The sequence below is a fragment of the Pseudomonas sp. Root329 genome, from assembly GCF_001424925.1.
Taxonomy (GTDB): Bacteria; Pseudomonadota; Gammaproteobacteria; order Pseudomonadales; family Pseudomonadaceae; genus Aquipseudomonas; species Aquipseudomonas arabinosi.
Genome location: NZ_LMCV01000003.1, coordinates 146,106 through 164,016 on the forward strand (window position 1 = coordinate 146,106; position 17,911 = coordinate 164,016).

Annotated in this window: 16 protein-coding genes; 5 read left to right on the top strand and 11 right to left on the bottom strand. The window is 60.7% G+C overall.

All coding sequences use genetic code 11. The features are described 5' to 3' along the window. The first annotated feature begins 34 nt into the window (after positions 1–34). Positions 35–958 (top strand): carbon-nitrogen hydrolase family protein, encoded by a 924-nt coding sequence (locus ASC74_RS05650; protein ID WP_056739949.1) that lies wholly within the window; start codon positions 35–37, stop codon positions 956–958. Positions 959–1,060: 102 nt separating this feature from the next. On the opposite strand, the gene ASC74_RS05655 is transcribed toward ASC74_RS05650, so the two are convergent. The 8 genes from ASC74_RS05655 to ASC74_RS05690 form a co-directional block, all read right to left on the bottom strand. Continuing rightward, on the bottom strand, positions 1,061–1,606 hold the full coding sequence (locus ASC74_RS05655; RefSeq protein WP_056739951.1) for a GNAT family N-acetyltransferase: 546 nt from the start codon (positions 1,604–1,606) through the stop codon (positions 1,061–1,063). 27 nt (positions 1,607–1,633) lie between these two features. Further along, a complete protein-coding gene (locus tag ASC74_RS05660) occupies positions 1,634–2,107 on the bottom strand; it encodes an LEA type 2 family protein (RefSeq protein ID WP_056739953.1) in 474 nt (157 codons plus the stop codon). A 136-nt stretch (positions 2,108–2,243) separates the two neighbouring features. Continuing rightward, positions 2,244–3,323, bottom strand: a complete 1,080-nt coding sequence (locus ASC74_RS05665; protein ID WP_056739955.1) for a nucleoside hydrolase — start codon at positions 3,321–3,323, stop codon at positions 2,244–2,246. A 158-nt stretch (positions 3,324–3,481) separates the two neighbouring features. After that, positions 3,482–4,792: an MFS transporter gene (locus ASC74_RS05670; protein ID WP_056739956.1), complete on the bottom strand. Its 1,311-nt coding sequence runs from the start codon at positions 4,790–4,792 to the stop codon at positions 3,482–3,484. A 164-nt stretch (positions 4,793–4,956) separates the two neighbouring features. Next, a complete protein-coding gene (locus ASC74_RS05675; RefSeq protein WP_056739958.1) occupies positions 4,957–5,589 on the bottom strand; it encodes an N-carbamoylsarcosine amidohydrolase in 633 nt (210 codons plus the stop codon). Positions 5,590–5,601: 12 nt separating this feature from the next. After that, positions 5,602–6,354 (bottom strand): maleate cis-trans isomerase family protein, encoded by a 753-nt coding sequence (locus ASC74_RS05680; RefSeq protein WP_008149891.1) that lies wholly within the window; start codon positions 6,352–6,354, stop codon positions 5,602–5,604. 18 nt (positions 6,355–6,372) lie between these two features. Next, positions 6,373–7,179 carry an alpha/beta fold hydrolase gene (locus ASC74_RS05685; RefSeq protein ID WP_056739960.1) on the bottom strand — a complete coding sequence of 269 codons (807 nt, stop codon included), beginning with the start codon at positions 7,177–7,179 and terminating at the stop codon, positions 6,373–6,375. Then, entirely contained in the window at positions 7,176–8,324 is a 1,149-nt protein-coding gene (locus ASC74_RS05690) for an FAD-dependent monooxygenase (protein WP_008149895.1), read from the bottom strand. Before ASC74_RS05690 ends, ASC74_RS05685 begins: the two co-directional genes overlap by 4 nt. Positions 8,325–8,635: 311 nt before the next feature. Here ASC74_RS05690 and ASC74_RS05695 point away from each other — a divergent pair, with 311 nt between their 5' ends. The 4 genes from ASC74_RS05695 to ASC74_RS05710 all read left to right on the top strand — a co-directional run bounded on the left by ASC74_RS05695 (position 8,636) and on the right by ASC74_RS05710 (position 14,538). Next, the gene (locus ASC74_RS05695; RefSeq protein ID WP_056739962.1) at positions 8,636–9,688 is read left to right on the top strand and encodes a 2,5-dihydroxypyridine 5,6-dioxygenase; all 1,053 of its coding nucleotides are present in this window, start codon (positions 8,636–8,638) and stop codon (positions 9,686–9,688) included. Between the two features lie 158 nt (positions 9,689–9,846). After that, positions 9,847–10,329 carry a MarR family winged helix-turn-helix transcriptional regulator gene (locus ASC74_RS05700; protein ID WP_056739965.1) on the top strand — a complete coding sequence of 161 codons (483 nt, stop codon included), beginning with the start codon at positions 9,847–9,849 and terminating at the stop codon, positions 10,327–10,329. Between the two features lie 161 nt (positions 10,330–10,490). Further along, positions 10,491–10,967 carry a (2Fe-2S)-binding protein gene (locus ASC74_RS05705; protein ID WP_056739967.1) on the top strand — a complete coding sequence of 159 codons (477 nt, stop codon included), beginning with the start codon at positions 10,491–10,493 and terminating at the stop codon, positions 10,965–10,967. A gap of 16 nt (positions 10,968–10,983) precedes the next feature. Beyond that, positions 10,984–14,538, top strand: coding sequence for a molybdopterin cofactor-binding domain-containing protein (locus ASC74_RS05710; protein ID WP_056740108.1), 3,555 nt, complete (start codon positions 10,984–10,986; stop codon positions 14,536–14,538). 95 nt (positions 14,539–14,633) lie between these two features. On the opposite strand, the gene ASC74_RS05715 is transcribed toward ASC74_RS05710, so the two are convergent. From ASC74_RS05715 to ASC74_RS05725, 3 genes are all read right to left on the bottom strand, one after another. Continuing rightward, entirely contained in the window at positions 14,634–15,290 is a 657-nt protein-coding gene (locus ASC74_RS05715; protein ID WP_056739968.1) for a TetR/AcrR family transcriptional regulator, read from the bottom strand. A gap of 53 nt (positions 15,291–15,343) precedes the next feature. Next, entirely contained in the window at positions 15,344–16,792 is a 1,449-nt protein-coding gene (locus ASC74_RS05720; protein WP_056739970.1) for a nucleobase:cation symporter-2 family protein, read from the bottom strand. Positions 16,793–16,954: 162 nt separating this feature from the next. Beyond that, positions 16,955–17,848 carry a LysR family transcriptional regulator gene (locus ASC74_RS05725; protein ID WP_056739972.1) on the bottom strand — a complete coding sequence of 298 codons (894 nt, stop codon included), beginning with the start codon at positions 17,846–17,848 and terminating at the stop codon, positions 16,955–16,957. Between the last annotated feature and the right edge of the window lie 63 nt (positions 17,849–17,911).

Consider the following 17,911-nt stretch of genomic DNA (forward strand, 5'->3'; position numbering starts at 1 on the left):
TGAGCAACACCTCATTGCTTTCGGAGTTACTGCGATGCCCAAGTCAATCGTTGCTGCACTGCAAATCGGCTCTTTGCCCGGCGGCAAAGCCGAGACCCTGGAACAGATCCTTGCCTGGGAAAACGCGATTATCGAATCCGGCGCTGCGCTGGTCGTCATGCCGGAAGCGTTGCTCGGCGGTTACCCAAAAGGCGAGGCGTTCGGTACTCAGCTGGGTTATCGACTGCCGGAAGGGCGTGAGGCCTTTGCCCGGTATTTCGCCAATGCGATCGACGTGCCCGGCGCGGAAACCGAAGCGTTGGCCGGGCTGTCTGCGCGCACCGGCGCCAACCTGGTGATTGGTGTTATCGAACGCGCCGGCAGCACCTTGTACTGCACCGCGTTGTATTTCGATCCGCAAGCCGGGTTGGTCGCCAAGCACCGCAAACTGATGCCCACCGGCACCGAACGGTTGATCTGGGGCAAAGGCGATGGCTCGACGCTGCCGGTGATCGACAGTCAGGTTGGGCGGATCGGTGCGGTGGTGTGTTGGGAAAACATGATGCCGCTGCTGCGCACCGCGATGTACGCCAAAGGCGTGGAGGTCTGGTGCGCGCCAACGGTGGACGAGCGGGAAATGTGGCAGGTGAGCATGCGCCATATCGCCCATGAAGGACGCTGCTTTGTGGTCAGCGCCTGTCAGGTTCAGGATTCGCCGCAAGCCTTGGGCGTGGAGATCGCCAACTGGCCGGCGGACCGGCCATTGATTACCGGTGGCAGTGTGATCGTCGGGCCGATGGGCGACATTCTGGCAGGACCGCTGCGTGACAGCGCCGGTTTGCTCACCGCAGAAATCGACACTGACGAGCTGGTCCGTGCCCGTTACGACTTCGACGTGGTGGGCCACTACGCGCGCCCGGACGTGTTTGAGTTAACGGTGGATGAGCGGGCGAAACCTGGCGTCCGTTTCAACACATAACCCCTGTGGGAGCGGGCTTGCTCGCGAAGGCGGAGTGTCAGTCGACAGTAGAGTTGCCTGACCCACCACTTTCGCGAGCAAGCCCGCTCCCACATTGGATCTTCAGTGCTGCTGTAGCCACTCTTCACGGGTGATTTCCCAGAGGTCTCTGGGGAATCGGCCGCTGACGAAATCGCTCTCATCGCTGCGGATCAAGCGCATGCCGGTGCGTTCCGAGAGTTTGCGCGAGCCAATGTTGGGCGCCGCTTTCGGTACCCGCATCACGGATCGGCCGAGGGTTTCGAACCAGTACTCGGTGACCGCCGCACTGGCTTCGGTCATCAAGCCCTGGCCTTGCCATGTTGGTCCGAGCCAGAAGCCGCGGTTGTTGTCCTGCTCATCCATCAGGCTGATATTGCCAATCAGTTGCTCAGGCGCCGACTTCAAACGAATCGACCAGTGCCACTCTTTGCCGGCGGCAATCGCTGGCAACGCGATGTCGCGCAGATAGGTCAGTGCGCCATCGGCAGGGTACGGCCAAGGCACCAAGGCGTTCAGATAACGCACCACTTCCCAGTGCGGGAACTGTTGCTGGATGGCGTCGGCATCGGCCAATTCCAGCGGGCGCAGGATCAGGCGTTCGGTGTAGAGCGTGGGTGTGGCTTCCATGTTTGTTGTCGCTCCTTGAGTCGTGATTTACCAGGTGCCGGTCGTCGACGTTGGCAGGCTGAGTTTGCCACTGTCCACGAAGCGCATCGTGCCAAACAAGCCGCCCGCGAGTTTGCCGTGCAGGACGTAGGGCAGGTTATCGAAGGTTTGGGTTTTGCTCAGGCCCAGTGTCTGGCGCAACACGGAGAACGCCGAAACACTCACCGGAACGGTCAGCACGGTTTCGGAAAAGCGTGCAATCGAACCCGATTGATCGCTGACGCCAGAGGCGAGTGGTTGGCCGTTGACTTCCAGGTCCAGGGCCACGCCGTTGTAATTGATGGCGGTTTCGTTGGGGTTTTGTACGCGTATTTTCACGGCAAAGCGTACTTCCATGTCTTGGCTTTGCAATGGCTCGAAGCCGACCACGTTGATGTTCAGCGGGTCGCGATTGGGCAGCAGGGCGCAGGCGTTCAGGCAGAGCAACAGCAACGAGAGGGATAAAGCGAGGAGTCTGCGCATGAAGGGTTCTCGACAGAAAAGGGACCGAACCGCTGACGGCTCGGCCCTTGAGCAACGTTCGGCGGTTCACCTGTGCGACCACGCTCACTGTGAGGGGTTCGCCGCACGCTGTCACTTCTTCATGAGCGGCGCGGCATCAGCTGCCTTTGACCGGCGTCGACAAGGTCACAAGATTCACATAGTCATCCCAGAACTGCTTCTGGTCGATGGCAAACACCACCTTGGCTTTTTGCGTGCCCACGGGTGGACTTTTCTTGTAACCCAGGGCGCGACCGTAGTCGGCACCGAACTGGGCATTGACATCGACCCACAGCTCGCGGGATTCGGTGACGATGCCCTGCTCAACCAGAAACAGGGCCGGCAGGCTGTCCCAGGTAAAACTGTGATAGCCGGGGTCTTTGCTGAACAACGGCGCGAATTCGTGTTTGTACAGATCGGCAATCGGTCCCGGTCGGGCGATAACGCGCTGGTAGATCGAGGCGTCGAAGGTGACCTTTTCGCACACATCGTTGGGAAAAATGACGTGTTCGATGGGTGAGCGCAGGACGATTTTCGCCGCCTCGGGGTCGAACCACCAGTTGAATTCGGCGGCCGGTGTGGTGTTGCCCGGAATCTGGATGGCCCCGCCCATGTACACGATGCGTTTGATCAACGGCACGATGTCCGGGGCGGAGCGAATGGCCAGGGCGATGTTGGTCAGCGGACCGACCGCCAGCAACGTCACCTCATGGGGATTGGCGCGCACGCTGTCGACGATGAACTGGGCGGCTGTTTCCTTGCGCAACGAGGTGTGGGTCGCCAGGCCATCCGGCGGGGCGATCAGTTGCGCGGCGGAAGTCGGACGCGGCGCCTTGAAAGCACCCGGCCAACCAGCCCCGAACAGGGCTTTTTCCTGCGGGTAGGTGGCGAAGTCATGAAGCAACGGGTAGGCCGCGCCGGAATAGACGCCGACGTCCTTTTCCACACCCATGCGCTCTACCGCCTTGAGGGCATCCACCTGTTCCTGGTCGACCCAGGCGTTGCCGCTGACCAGGGTCATGCCGAGCAGGTCGATGCGTTTCTGGGCGTGGAGTTGGGCGAGCATGATGAAGGCCTGGCCATCATCGTTGAGCACGTTGAAGTCGGTGTCGAAGATGACTTTTTCCGCCGCTTGCAGGGAGCCGGCGCAGAGGCCGGCAGCGACAAGCAGGGCACAGCGTTTGATGAAGCCTTGCATGAATTCTCACCTGATAATTGGAATGACTGCCGAAGGATTGACACCCATCCACTGTGGGAGCGGGCTTGCTCGCGAAGGCGTCCGGTCAGTCAGCATCCCCGTCAACTGACACACCGCTTTCGCGAGCAAGCCCGCTCCCACAGGGGGGCAGTGTGGTGTCAGCGGTTGACCAGTTTGGCCGGCAAGGCGATCACCAGAAAGCTGCTGAGAATCAGGCAGCCAGCAAAGAACCACAGCGCACCGGCGCTGCTGCCGGTGACGTCGATGGCGACCCCCATCAGCGAGTTGCTGACCAGACCGGCGATGTTCGCCAACGAGCAGGCGAGGGCGAAGCCGGTGGCCGCCGCGGTGCCTTTGAGAAAGGTCGCCGGCAGACTGAAGAACACCGGCACTGCGCCGATGATCGCCGCCGACGCGATGGCGAACAGTGCCACGGTCGCCACCACGTTGTGGACGAAGAACGGCGCACTGGCCATGGCGGCTGCGCCCACCAGAAACGGCACGATGATGTGCCAGCGACGTTCGCGGTGTTTGTCGGAGCTGGCGCCGATCAACAGCATGCCCAACAACGCGGCGATGCTCGGCAGCGCCGTGAGTACGCCGATGTGGAACGTGTCGCTGATGCCTGCATTGCGGATGAAGGTCGGCATCCAGAAACCCATGGCATAGGCACTGAGCAGGATCGAGAAGTCGATCCCGCCGAGCATCCAGACCTTCAAGTTGAAGAAGCCGTCGCGAAAACTGTGTTTGCTGTCCCCGCCACTGGCCTCATCGGCGCGCAGCTCTTGCTCCAGCAGGTTTTTTTCATCGTCGTTGAGCCATTTGGCCTGGCGATAGTTGTTGGGCAGGGCCCAGAAGGTCAGCACGCCCAGCATGACACTCGGTACCGCTTCGATGAGGAACAGCCATTGCCAGCCATGCAGGCCGCCAAAGTTATCGAAATAACCCATGACCCAGCCGGACAGCGGGCCGCCAATCACGCTGGACAGCGGCAGGCCGATCATGAACAAGGCGATGATGCGGCCCCGTCGATAGGTCGGAAACCAGGTCGTCAGGTAATACAGAACGCCTGGTAGAAAGCCTGCTTCGGCGGCGCCGAGCAAGAAGCGCAGGATGTAGAACTGAGTGGTGGACGTCACGAGCATGGTGCAGGCCGATAGCAGGCCCCAGGTGATCATGATGCGGGCGATCCAGATCTTGGCGCCGACTTTCTCCAGCACCAGGTTGCTCGGCACCTCGAACAGGATGTAGCCGACAAAAAACAGTCCGGCACCGAGGCCGAAGGCGGTTTCGCTGAAGTGCAGTTGATCGAGCATCTGCAGTTTGGCGAAGCCGATATTGATCCGGTCGAGGTACGCGGCCAGGTAGCAGAAGCACAGGAAAGGGATCAGCTTCCAGGTGATCTTGTGGTAAAGCGCTTGAATCGGGTCGGCGACCGTGGTCGCAGGTGCTGCATTCGCAATGGGCATTGGGTGTCTCCTGGCGGTGACTTATGGTTTTTATACAGCCGCTTTTTTCCAGCGCTCTGGCGCGCTGAAAGCGACGTCCAAAGGCAGTGTCAGAAGACTGAGGGCGTACCCTCAGTTTTTATCTAAGACCAGCGCTCTAAATGGCGCGGTTCTTGCGGTACGCCTTACATTTTTTTGAAGTGTGCGATGGCCTCCTGCTTGCTGACGACATCGCCGTACTTGCTGTCGATATCGAACAGGCTGGCTTCGTGGGGCGCCGGATGCCGGTCGCCGACGCACTCGCGCACGACGATGGTGCGAAAACCGTGTTGCACGGCGTCCACCGCTGTCGCCCGAATGCAGCCGCTGGTGGAGCAACCGGCCAGCACCACGGTGTCGATGCCTTGGGCGTGCAGCATCGAGGCCAGGCTGCTGCCGAAAAAGGCACTGGCGTATTGCTTGCTGATCACCACTTCATCTTCCTGGGGCTGTACCTCTTCGCAAAACGCCGCCAAGGGGTTGCCCTCGACCATATCTTTCATCACCGGGGCCTTTTTAACCCAGATACCACCGTCGGCGAAATGGCCGGGATGGTAGCGAATATTGGTGTGCACCACCGGGATGCCCTGACGACGGGCGTTGGCCAACAGTTCAACGCTTTCGGCCACGGCACTGACCACGCCGGGTGCGAACAGCGGCGCCCCTTCGGTGGTATAGCCACGCATGAAGTCGATCATCAGCAACGCGGCTTTCTGGCCGAAACCGATGCGCTGGCCCCACACGCCCTGATAGTTGTCGTTGGCGGTTTGTTCACTCATGTCGCTCACCTCCTAATAGGCGCCGGAGAGCAGGGCGCCCGCACCGGGAACAATCGGTTCCAGGTCCAGGGCCTTGAGCATGGCGTAGGTGGTGGCAATGGCGGCGGTGAGCACCGGTTTACCGGTTTGCGCTTCGACTTGCGCCACCACGGGCAGTGACTGCATCTGCACGCAGGCCGAGAGCACGATTACGTCGACGCCTTCCAGGTTCATGCCGGCCACGATGCCCGGTAGATTCGCCGGATCGTGACGCGCCACGGCGAGGTTGTCGGGAATTTCCAGCGCGCGCCAGTCCACGACTTCGAAACCTTCTGCGCGGATGTAATCCACCACCAGTTCGGTGAGGGGTTTCATGTACGGCGCGACGATAGCGATGCGTTTGGCGCCCAGCACTTTCAGGCCTTCGATCAAGGCGCCGGCGCTGGTAATGACCGGCGCGTTGCCGTCGTTATCGGCGGTGGCCTTGCGCAGCCGTTGCTCGGATTTGCGGTGATAACCCAGACCCATGGCCATGATCGCCACCAGGCACGCGTAACCCAAGACGTCGACCTTGGCGTCGGACAATTCCACGGCGCAGCGGTCGGATTCGCCGTCCATCGCCGCCAGCTCTTCCTTGCGCACTTGCTTCATGCGCATGCGGCTGGAGTGAAAGGTGAAGCGTTCCGGGCGGATCAACTGACGCGCGGTGAGCATCGCCGGGATCTCGGTTTCCATGGTGGTATTGGAGCTCGGCACGATCTGGCCGATGCGGTAAGGCGTGAGCATATAAGTCTCCGGATTCGATTAGTTCAGGCGTGGGCCAAGGAAATCACCGAAGGCGCTGAAGAAGCCGTCGAGGTCATCCCAGGGAATCATGTGCCCGGCGTTTTCGACGTGGACACTGCGAATGTTCGGTTGCAGGTCGAGTATTTCCGCTTCGTCCTCGAGCTGAATAACACCACCACGGCCGGCGATCATCAGTAACGTCGGGACCTGGAGTTTCGGCAGGTCCTGATGGAAATCCACGTCGTGGAAATCGTTGAAGGCCCGCACGATCGCCGGCTCGTAGCAGGTGTGCAGCCATTCGGCGCGCAGTTGCAGTTGCTCGTCGGTCCAGGTGGCGCAGAAGGCGCGCATCGCCTCGGCATCCATCCCGATCATGGACTGGCGGATCGAATCGACGTACCACGGCAGTTTGCTCGGGTATTCGCGCCGACCAGGGCCGGACACCGGTGGATCGATCAATACCAGACGGTTCACCCCGACCGGATGCCGCACCGCGCTGCGCACGGCAAATCGGGCGCCCATGGAATGACCGACCAAGTGGTAGCTATCCAGATTCATTGTCTGTGCGAAAGCGCCGATGTCGTCGGCGCAGGCGTCAGCGCTGTAGTCCAGCTCTGGGCCAGTGGAGGAGAGACCACGACCGCGAACGTCCAGCACATAAGTGTCGAAATGCTCGCCGAGTCGTTCCGCGACAAACCCCCAGGTGATCGCCGGGCTGGTGATGCCGGGAATCAGAATCAGCGCCGGGCCTTTACCGCCATAGCGCAGGTAGTGCTGGCGAATGCCGTTGGCCTGGACGTTACCGCCATGGATAAACGTACTCACGCGGCTACCCCCGATTTCAGCGGCTGGGCGTACAGGTCATAGCCGTAAACCCAGGCCGGATCTTCCTGGGTGCGAAGCCAGGTGTTGGCGTTGGACACGGACTGCACGCGAGAGGCGCGTTCCTTGCGGTTGGCTTCATAGAGTTCGAACGCGGTGCGGTAATCGCCGAGCCCGGTTTCCTGCAGGCAGCGGGTGAGCATCGCGGCGTCTTCGATAGCCATGCCTGCGCCTTGGGCCATGTGCGGCTTCATCGGGTGGCAAGCGTCGCCCAGCAGCACCAGTCGCCCACGGCTCCACAGCGGCAACGGGTTGCGGTTGCGCAACGGCCATTTGGTGACGCTTTCGGTGGATTCGATCAGCGCCTGGACCGTCGGGTGATACCCCTGGAACGCCTCAAACATTTCTTCGCGGCTGCTGTCGACGAACGCACCCTGGAAATCCCACTCCGGGTGTGGCACGCCGGTCACGTAGTAGTACTCGTCGCGCTTGCCGGTGGTGTAGTAGACCATCATGTGCCGATCCTCGGTCCACCACTTGATGCAGTCTTCGAACTTCAAATCGTATTTGGCCAGTTGATCGCCGCGGATCAGCGCGCGATGCGCCACCCAGCCGCTGTACAGCGGTTTTTCCGCGCCGAGCAACTCTTCACGAATCTTCGAATTGATGCCGTCGGCGCCGATGACGATGTCGGCGTAGGTCACTTCGCCATCGCTGAAGGTCAGGCGCACCTGGCTGTCGGTTTCTTCCAGGGTTTCCAGGCGCTTATTGAAGTGCACGGTGCCGGGTTTGATCGTCGACATCTGCAGGGCGTGCAGGTCGCCGCGGTGCACGGTGATGTAGGACGCGCCATATTCCTTGCGAGCGAAATCTCCCAATGGGATGCGTGAAAGGTAATCGCCACTCAAACCGTCACGACTGAACCAGTGATCCGGGTGCGAACCCATCAGGTCGAGCTGTTGCTCGATGCCCATGCGCCGGAAGATTTTCATGATGTTGGGACCCATGTGAATCCCGGCACCGAGGCGGGAAAACTCCGGTGCCTGTTCGTAGATGTCCACCTCAAACCCGGCTTGTTGCAGCAGCGTCGCAGCGGCGGCACCGCCCAGACCCGCACCGACGATGGCGATTTTTTGTGTTCTTGCCATAGGGATTGTTCCTCTTTTTCGAATGGTCACTGGCGATGTCGTCGCAAGGTTTTTAAAGTGTATACGCTATAATATTTAAAAAGAAAGAGCCGTTTGGAAAAAATAATTTTCAGACTTATTTGTCTGTGGTCACCAAATGTAACCAGTAAATATTGGATTTGTGTGGGTTGGTAACGTTATGGCTTGGTGCTTGCAGTCAGCCTGCTTTTAGGGTCTTATCGCTAACAAATGGTGTGTACGCTATAAAAATGCACTGGAGTGAGGCGGGCGCCTCGACTTGGTGCGCAACAAACGATCGAGGAGACAGGAAAATGCCGGTAAGCGATTGCGAATTGACCCAGATGTTCGAACACGTGTTGAAGCTGTCGAAGGTCGACCCGACCCAGAGCGTCGCCGTACTCAAGAGCCACTATTCGAACCCGCGCACCGTGCGTGCGGCGATGGAGGCGGCCCAGCGGCTGGGGGCCAAGGTCTACGCGGTGGAGTTGCCTTCGTTCAACCATCCGACGGCCATGGGCAACGACATGACGGCCTACTGCGGCGACACCGCGTTGACCGGCAATATCGCGGCGCAGCGGGCGCTGGAAGCGGCGGACTTGATCGTCGACACGATGATGCTGCTGCACTCACCGGAGCAGGAGCAGATCCTCAAGACCGGCACGCGAATTCTGTTGGCCGTCGAGCCGCCGGAAGTCCTGGCGCGCATGCTGCCGACCGAGGCTGACAAGGTGCGGGTGATGGCGGCGGAGCAACTGCTCAAACAGGCCAAATCAATCCACGTCACTTCCCGCGCCGGCAGCGATTTCCGCGCCGCGCTGGGGCAATATCCTTCAGTTACCGAATACGGTTTCGCCGATGAGCCGGGGCGTTGGGACCACTGGCCCAGCGGTTTTCTGTTCTCCTGGCCCAACGAAGAAACCGCCGAGGGTGTGCTGGTGCTGGATGTCGGCGACATTGTGCTGCCGTTCAAGAACTACACCCGGGAGAAAATCACCCTGGAAATCGAGAAGGGCTTCATCACCTCGATCCACGGCGGTTTTGAGGCCGAATACCTGCGTGACTACATGAAGTACTTCAACGATCCAGAGGTCTACGGTATTTCCCACATCGGCTGGGGCTTGCAGCCACGGGCGCAGTGGACGGCCATGGGGCTGCACGATAAAAACGATGGCATGTGCATGGATGCCCGGGCGTTCTACGGCAACTTCCTGTTCTCCACCGGACCGAATACCGAAGTCGGTGGCACCCGCAAAACCCCGTGTCACCTGGATATTCCACTGCGCCATTGCGATGTGTATCTGGATGACCAGGCAGTGGTGATTGGTGGGGATGTGGTGGCACCCGAGGCCTCCCGGGTTCGCTGAAATCCAATGTGGGAGCGGGCTTGCTCGCGAAAGCGGTTTCACATTCAACAGAAATGCTGACTGACCCACCGCATTCGCGAGCAAGCCCGCTCCCACAGGGGTTGTGGTTTCCCTTGAGGCCAACGTCTCTCTTGAGTCCACCCGCCAACCTGTCCATCATGCCTTCCCTCCACTTTTCCCCTTTCGAGCCTGTCGTGTCAGAAACTCCTGATTCCTCCTACGTTTTCTCCGAACAAGTCGGGCATTTGCTCCGCAAGGCCTATCAACGGCACATGGCGATTTTTCAGGCGAACGTCGGCGACTCCCAGCTCACCGCGGTGCAGTTCGTCACCCTGTGCGCCGTGCGTGATCACGGTCCCAGTTCGTTGACTGAACTGGTCAAAGCCACCGCCGTGGACCAGGCAACCATTCGCGGCATCGTCGAGCGGCTCAAGGCCCGGGAACTGATCACCCTTGAACCCGACCCGCAGGACCGGCGCAAAGTCATTGTCGGCCTGTCCGAAGCCGGCGATCGCCTGGTGCAGCAAACCGTGCCTTGTGCCGGGAAAATCACCGAACTGACCATGAGCAACCTCAACCCTGCAGAGCAGGTTGCCGTGCTGTTTTTGCTGCGCAAGATGATCGACGACCCACAGGACTGATCAGCCCGTTCGGCCTTTGGCATCGTTTTTGCTCTCTTTTCATGTAGTAACCACTTCACCACTCGAGTGTGTCGCGACGCCACAAACTGATTCTGGCCCGCGACCTTTTCTTCGACCTTTTGGTGTAGTGAATACTTCATCAACTGAAGCGGGCGAAGCGAATGACAAGCCAGGAAATCACGGTAGCGCTTGAGGTCAACGGCCACACCAGCACCGTCACCGCAATGGCGGATACGCCGTTATTGCTGATCCTGCGCAATGACCTGCAACTCAACGGCCCCAAGTACGGCTGCGGCCTGGGCGAGTGCGGCGCATGCACGGTGATCATCGATGGTGTGGCGGCACGCTCCTGCGTGTTTCCGCTGGCCGGTGCCGTGGACCGGCAGATCGTCACCCTCGAAGGGCTCGGCAACCGCGCCGATCCGCACCCGGTGCAACAAGCCTTTATCGATGAGCAGGCGGCGCAATGCGGCTACTGCCTCAACGGCATGATCATGACCGCCAAGGCCTTGCTCGACCGCATCCCGCACCCCAGCGAAACCCAGATCCGCAACGAACTTTCGGCCAACCTTTGCCGATGCGGCACCCATATCGAAATCCTCCGCGCGGTGCTGCGTGCCGCCCGTCAAACGCCTTGAACGTGGATCGATGACCATGACTGACGCAATCCTCACCCGCGACCAATGGCTGGCCAAGACCGGCGTGCTGCTGATCGTCGACGACATCCTGCCGCCATCAGGCCCGGTGGCCAAAGGCGGTACGCCGCTGATCAAACCCAAGGAGCTTGGGTTGTTCATCGCCATCAGCGATGACGCACGGGTGTATGCCTTCAACGGGCATGTCGACCTCGGCACCGGTATCCGCACTTCGCTGGCGCAGATCGTCGCCGAAGAACTGGACCTGCAACTGGAGCAGGTGTGCATGGTGCTGGGCGACACCGAGCGTGTGCCCAATCAAGGCGCGACCATCGCCAGTGCCACCCTGCAGATTTCAGCGATCCCGTTGCGCAATGCGGCTGCCGAGGCCCGGCGGTTTCTGCTGGAGCGGGCGGCAGAACGCTGGTCGGTGGAGGCGGGCAGTCTGAAGGTCGAGGCCGGGGTGATTGTCGCAGCGGACGGACGCACCACGTCCTACGCCGATCTGGTGCGTGGCGACCACGTAGAATTGCGCCTCTCAGGCACCGCGCCACTCAAGTCTGCCGAAGATTATCGGCTGGTCGGCAAGGGCGCCGCACGGGTGGATATTCCGGCCAAGGCCACTGGCGAACTGACTTACGTCCACGACATGCGGGTGCCGGACATGCTCCACGGCCGAGTGATTCGCCCGCCCTATGCCGGGCTCGATTGCGGTGACTTCGTCGGCAACAGCCTGCTGGACGTCGACGAGTCTTCCATCGCGCATATTCCCGGGATCGTGGCGGTGGTGGTGATTCGTGATTTCGTCGGGGTGGTGGCGCTGCGCGAAGAACAGGCGATCAAGGCCGCCCAGGCCCTCAAAATCAGCTGGAAAGTCTGGAACCAGTCGTTGCCGGACATGAGCAATGTCGAACAAGCCATCCGCGATAACCCGCGAGTGCAGCGCGTCGTTCTTGACCAGGGCAACGTCGACGACGCCTTGGCCGGGGCCCATCAGCGTATGCCACGCACGTATCTGTGGCCGTATCAGATGCACGGCTCCATCGGCCCTTCCTGCGGGTTAGCGGACTATCAGCCGTCGGGCACTCGCGTGTGGTCCGGTAGCCAGAATCCGCATTTGCTGCGAGCGGACCTCGCCTGGTTGCTGGAGTGCGCAGAAGAATCGATCGAGATTATTCGCATGGAAGCGTCGGGCTGTTATGGACGTAACTGTGCCGACGATGTCTGCGCCGATGCCTTGCTGTTGTCCCGCGCCGTGGGCAAACCGGTCCGGGTGCAATTGACCCGGGAGCAGGAGCACCTGTGGGAACCCAAGGGCACCGCGCAACTGATGGACGTCGACGGCGGCTTGAACGCCGATGGCAGTGTGGCTGCTTATGATTTCCAGACCAGCTACCCGTCCAACGGTGCGCCGACGCTGGCCTTGCTGTTGACCGGACGGGTCGAGCCGGTGGCGGCGATGTTCGAGATGGGCGATCGCACGTCGATCCCGCCTTATGACTTCGAACACCTGCGCGTGACCATCAATGACATGGCGCCGATCGTCCGGGCTTCATGGATGCGCGGGGTGTCGGCGCTGCCCAACACCTTCGCCCACGAGTCGTACATCGATGAACTGGCGTCCGCGGCAGGCGTCGATCCGGTGGAATATCGACTGCGTTATCTGCGCGATGAGCGCGCCATTGACCTGGTGAAATCCACTGCCGAGCGCGCCGCCTGGACCCCGCGCACCGCGCCGATGCAAACCCCGAACGACGATCAGTTCCTGCGCGGTCGCGGCTTTGCCTACGCGCGCTACATCCACAGCAAGTTCCCCGGGTTCGGTGCGGCGTGGGCCGCGTGGGTGGCGGACGTGGCGGTGGATCGTCAGACCGGTGATGTGTCCGTCACGCGGGTGGTGATCGGTCATGACTCGGGGATGATGATCAACCCGGCGGGCGTGCAGCATCAGATCCACGGCAACGTCATTCAATCCACCAGCCGGGTGCTCAAGGAGCGGGTGACCTTTGAGGAGTCCACCGTCGCCAGCAAGGAGTGGGGCGGTTATCCGATCCTGACCTTCCCCGAGGTGCCGCAGATCGACGTCATGATGATGCCGCGTCAGGACCAGCCGCCCATGGGCGCCGGTGAGTCCGCCTCGGTGCCGAGTGCGGCGGCGATTGCCAACGCCATTTATGACGCCACCGGGATTCGTTTTCGCGAACTGCCAATTACCCCCGAGCGGGTGCTGGCGGCGTTGAACGCCGGCACCTGTGACGAGCCACCGAAGTCGCCGGCCAAACGCTCGAAATGGTTGTTCGGTTCTCTATTTGCGGCGTTCGGCGCGGTGCTCGGTATGGCCACCACCGCGTGGCCGTTTCACGGTGAAATCGCGCCGATTGCGCCACCAAGTGCTGGCACCTGGTCGGCGGCAACCCTTGAGCGCGGGCGTTTGCTGGCGGCGGTCGGCGATTGCGCGGTTTGCCACACTGCGCCCGGCGGCGCGACCAATGCCGGAGGTCTGGCGATGCAGACGCCGTTTGGCACGCTCTACAGCAGCAACATCACGCCGGATGTGAAGACCGGCATCGGCAGTTGGTCGTACCCGGCGTTCGAACGTGCAATGCGCGACGGCATCGGCCGCGACGGACGCAATCTGTACCCGGCGTTTCCCTACACCGCGTTTCGCAATATCAACGATGCCGACATGCAGGCGCTGTACGCGTACCTGATGTCGCAAGCGCCGGTCAGCCAACCGGCGACTGCCAACGACATGCGTTTCCCGTTCAATCTGCGGCCGTTGATGGCCGGGTGGAATTCGCTGTTTCTGCGCCAGGGCGAGATCAGCGTTCAGCCAGAACGTAGCGAGCAATGGAATCGCGGCGCTTACTTGGTCAACGGTCTGGGGCACTGCGCAGCCTGCCATTCGCCGCGCAACCTGATGGGCGCGGAGAAGGGCGGTGCGTCGTTCCTGGCTGGCGGCATGGTCGATGGCTGGGAAGCGCCGGCGTTGAACGGTTTATCGAAAGCGCCAACGCCGTGGACGGAGAACCAGCTGTTCGACTATCTCAGCACCGGTTATTCCGACGCCCATGGCGTGGCGACCGGGCCCATGGGGCCGGTGGTCAGTGAACTGGCGAAATTGCCCAAGACGGATATCCGGGCGATGGCGGTGTACCTGGCGTCACTCAACGGCGCGCAGGCTGAAGCGCAAGGGGTGGAGAAAGCCACCCGGCCGTCGCCGGTCGCGAGCCTGTCATTGAGCAACGGTCAGCGGGTGTTCGAAGGTTCGTGCAAGGCCTGTCACGCTGATGGCCTGGGGCCGAAACTGTTCGGTGTGAGTCCGTCTCTGGCGAGCAATACCAATGTGCACAGCGATCAACCGGACAATCTGATCAAGGTCATCCTGCAAGGCATCGATGCACCGGCCACCAAGGACCTGGGCTACATGCCAGGTTTCAAGGACAGCCTGTCCAATACGCAGGTGGCGGAACTGGCGGCGTATTTGCGTAATCGGTTTGCTTCAAATGCGCCGGGTTGGGAAGGGTTGGAACAGAAGGTTGCACATCTGCGGGCTAATCCCGGCAGCCATTAAAAGCTTCGTCGGACCGCCGCCCGGAGCAAGCCCGCTCCCACAGGTTCAGCGAAACCCTTGTGGGAGCGAGCCTGCTCGCGAAGAGGCCAGCCCAGTCACCCCTGATGCTCGGCGGGCAACTTCATCACCCCCCGCACCACCAGATCCTTTATAAATCCCAACCAATCCTCCCGCTGCCCCTTGTCCGCCAGATCCTCCCCCAGGAAGGAACTGAGGGTGTGCCGGTTGGAGTTATAGAAGTAGCAAAGCGAGGCGATCATCAAATACACATGCTTGATGTCCAGATCCTGACGAAACAATCCCTGAACCTGACCCGCCGCAATGATCGGCCGCAACACGCCGACCGCTTCTCCCGACAACCTGCGCAACTCGCTGGACTGTTGGGCGTGCTTGCCGTTGTGCAGGTTCTCGTTGCTGAGGATGGCGACGAATTCCGGGTGTTCGACGTAGTAGTTCCAGACGAACGCCACCAGATCCTGCAGAGCCACCAGCGGTGTGCTCAGGTCCAGCTTGAGCTGGCTTTCGGCTTTATTGAATTGCTCATAGGTGTGTTCCAGCACGCAGATGAACAGCTGCTCTTTGCTGCCGAAGTAGTAATAAAGCATGCGGTCGTTGGAATCGGCCTCGCGGGAAATGCTCTCCACCCGTCCCCCGGAGTAGCCGTCGCGGGTGAACACCTTCACGGCCGCTTCGAGAATCCGGGTTCGGGTTTGATGGGCCTGAGCGGCCCGGATGCCGGTTTTCTTGTTCAACGTGCGGTCAACCTTCTACCAAACGGAGTCGCAACGAATGTAGCACGGTCCCTTCAGCGGTTCAGGCTGGCGGCTGTTTCAGTGGCCGGCGGATTTTCCATGACTTGCAGGATCGAGGCTTCCGGATCGAAGTCATCTTCTTCCAGCTCAATGAATTCTTCAGGCAGGAAGATATTCAGCACGATTGCGCACAACGCACCGACGGTGATTGGCGATTCGAAGATGTTGTGCAGCGCCTTCGGCAACTCGCGCAGCACTTCCGGAACTGCCGCGACACCGAGACCCATGCCGAGAGAAATCGACACGATCAGCATGTTGCGCCGGTGCAGGCCGGCTTCGGCGAGGATCTTGATCCCGGCGACCGCGACGGTGCCGAACATCACCAGTTCAGCGCCACCGAGTACCGGTTTCGGCATCAGTTGCAGCACCGCGCCGATCATCGGGAACAACCCCAGCAGCACCAACAAACCGGCAATGAAGAACGCCACGTAGCGGCTGGCCACGCCGGTGAGCTGAATCACGCCGTTGTTCTGGGCGAAGGTCACCATCGGCATGCTGTTGAACACGGCGGCCATGGCTGAGTTCAGGCCGTCGGCGAGCAGGCCGGACTTGATCCGGCGGAGGTAGATCGGGCCTTTGACCGGTTGCCGGGAAATCATCGAATTGGCGGTCAGGTCACCGGCGGCTTCCAGCGGCGACACCAGGAAAATCACCGCCACTGGTACAAACGCCACCCAATCGAAGTTAAAGCCGTACTTGAACGGCACCGGCACGCTCATCAAAGGGACGTCGGGCAGGCTGGCGAAGTTGACGTCACCCATCAGCCAAGCCACGACATAGCCGAGGGTCAGGCCGATGACGATCGCACCGAGACGCAGGAACGGCACATCGACCCGGTTCAACACCACAATCGTTCCGAGCACCAGGGCCGCCAGGGCCAGGTGACTGGCCGCGCCGAGGTCCGCCGCACCGAAGCCGCCGGCGATGTCGGTCATGGCAACTTTGATCAGCGACAGGCCCATCAGCGTGATGATTGTGCCGGTCACCACCGGGGTGATCAGCATCCGCAATTTGCCGATGAACTGGCTCAACACCACTTCGATGAAGGCAGCGAAAAAGCACACACCGAAGATCGTCGACAGGATCTCATCGGTGCCGCCGCCCCGGGCCTTGACCATGAAGCCGGCACTGAGAATCACGCTGATGAATGAGAAGCTGGTGCCTTGCAGACACAGCAGGCCGGAACCGATCGGGCCGAAACGTCGCGCCTGAACAAACGTGCCCAACCCCGAGACGAACAGCGCCATGCTGATCAGGTACGGCACTTCGCTTTGCAGGCCGAGAGCGCCCCCCATGATCAGCGTCGGGGTGATAATGCCGACGAAACTCGCGAGTACGTGTTGCAGGGCGGCGAAGACGGTGGCGGTCAGATGCGGACGATCGTCGAGGCCGTAAATCAGGTCGGAACGGGGCCGGGGTTTTGCGTGTTCGGATGAGGTCACGAGAAATGCGCCAGGGGCCAGGTCAAAAAATGGAGGCGCAGGATGCCAGAAACCGGCAAAAGATCAAAAGATCGCAGCCTCGTTTCACTCGACAGCTCCTACATTTGCAACACGATCCCTGTAGGAGCTGTCGAGTGAAACGAGGCTGCGATCTTTTGATCTTCAGACAAACGCCGCCAGCAAATCCTCTTCAAAGGCTTTTTGCGCATCCCCTGGCACTTGGGCGCGATGGCGGGCCAGATGAAACGCCACGTCGAAACTCATATCGGCACGGCGCACGGCCCGCAGCAATCCCTTGTCTTCCCAGCTGCGGGCAAAGTGTTCGGGTAAATAACCGACATGTTTGCCAGAGAGAATGAAGGCGAGGGTGCCTTCAACCTGCTCCGAGCGCGCCGAACACATCTTCCCCTGGAAGGGTTCGTCGCTGCGCAGGAAGCGGTAAGGGTGATCGACCCGATCGCAAGCCTGTAGCGCTTGTTCGTCAGGTGCCTCATCGGTGAACAACGGATGGCCGGCGGCGCAATACAGGTGCTGGGTTTCGGTAAACAGTTCGCGGTAGTCAAAAGCGCTTTGCACTTGTGAGAAATAGCCGATTGCCAGGTCCAGTCGTTGTTGCAGCAGCAACCGTTCCATTTCGCCGGGCATGGCGCTGATCAATTCGATGCGGACCGATTCGTCCCGTTCACGAAAGCGCCGGATCGCATCGGCCACCCGTTGCAGCACGGATTGATCGAGCGCTTCGGACAGTCCCAGACGCACCTCGCCGATCAAGCGCCCGGCCACGCCATTGGATTGATGGCGGAAGGCTTCGATGGATTCGAACAGGCTGCGAGTCGCACTGAGCAGTTGCTCGCCCTTGGGCGTGATCTTGAAACCACCCTTGCCGCGACTGCACAGGCGATAGCCGAGTCGGGTTTCCAGTTTGGCCATTTGCTGGCTGATGCTCGACTGGCTCAAGCCCAACTCACCCTGAGCCGCGCTGAAGCCGCCGCATTCCACCACATTGACGAACAGGCGCAGCAGTTGCAGATCGAGATCGTGGAGTTGGCCGAGCATCAAACATTACTCCGGGATAAAGTCAGGATAATTAACTTGGTATTTCATCAATGTATCCGACGA

Bases quoted from the DNA above. Each gene is read 5' to 3' on its own strand.
- ASC74_RS05650 (WP_056739949.1), top strand. From the start codon at position 35: ATGCCCAAGTCAATCGTTGCTGCACTGCAAATCGGCTCTTTGCCCGGC.
- ASC74_RS05655 (WP_056739951.1), bottom strand. From the start codon at position 1,606: ATGGAAGCCACACCCACGCTCTACACCGAACGCCTGATCCTGCGCCCG.
- ASC74_RS05660 (WP_056739953.1), bottom strand. From the start codon at position 2,107: ATGCGCAGACTCCTCGCTTTATCCCTCTCGTTGCTGTTGCTCTGCCTG.
- ASC74_RS05665 (WP_056739955.1), bottom strand. From the start codon at position 3,323: ATGCAAGGCTTCATCAAACGCTGTGCCCTGCTTGTCGCTGCCGGCCTC.
- ASC74_RS05670 (WP_056739956.1), bottom strand. From the start codon at position 4,792: ATGCCCATTGCGAATGCAGCACCTGCGACCACGGTCGCCGACCCGATT.
- ASC74_RS05675 (WP_056739958.1), bottom strand. From the start codon at position 5,589: ATGAGTGAACAAACCGCCAACGACAACTATCAGGGCGTGTGGGGCCAG.
- ASC74_RS05680 (WP_008149891.1), bottom strand. From the start codon at position 6,354: ATGCTCACGCCTTACCGCATCGGCCAGATCGTGCCGAGCTCCAATACC.
- ASC74_RS05690 (WP_008149895.1), bottom strand. From the start codon at position 8,324: ATGGCAAGAACACAAAAAATCGCCATCGTCGGTGCGGGTCTGGGCGGT.
- ASC74_RS05695 (WP_056739962.1), top strand. From the start codon at position 8,636: ATGCCGGTAAGCGATTGCGAATTGACCCAGATGTTCGAACACGTGTTG.
- ASC74_RS05700 (WP_056739965.1), top strand. From the start codon at position 9,847: ATGCCTTCCCTCCACTTTTCCCCTTTCGAGCCTGTCGTGTCAGAAACT.
- ASC74_RS05705 (WP_056739967.1), top strand. From the start codon at position 10,491: ATGACAAGCCAGGAAATCACGGTAGCGCTTGAGGTCAACGGCCACACC.
- ASC74_RS05710 (WP_056740108.1), top strand. From the start codon at position 10,984: ATGACTGACGCAATCCTCACCCGCGACCAATGGCTGGCCAAGACCGGC.
- ASC74_RS05725 (WP_056739972.1), bottom strand. From the start codon at position 17,848: ATGCTCGGCCAACTCCACGATCTCGATCTGCAACTGCTGCGCCTGTTC.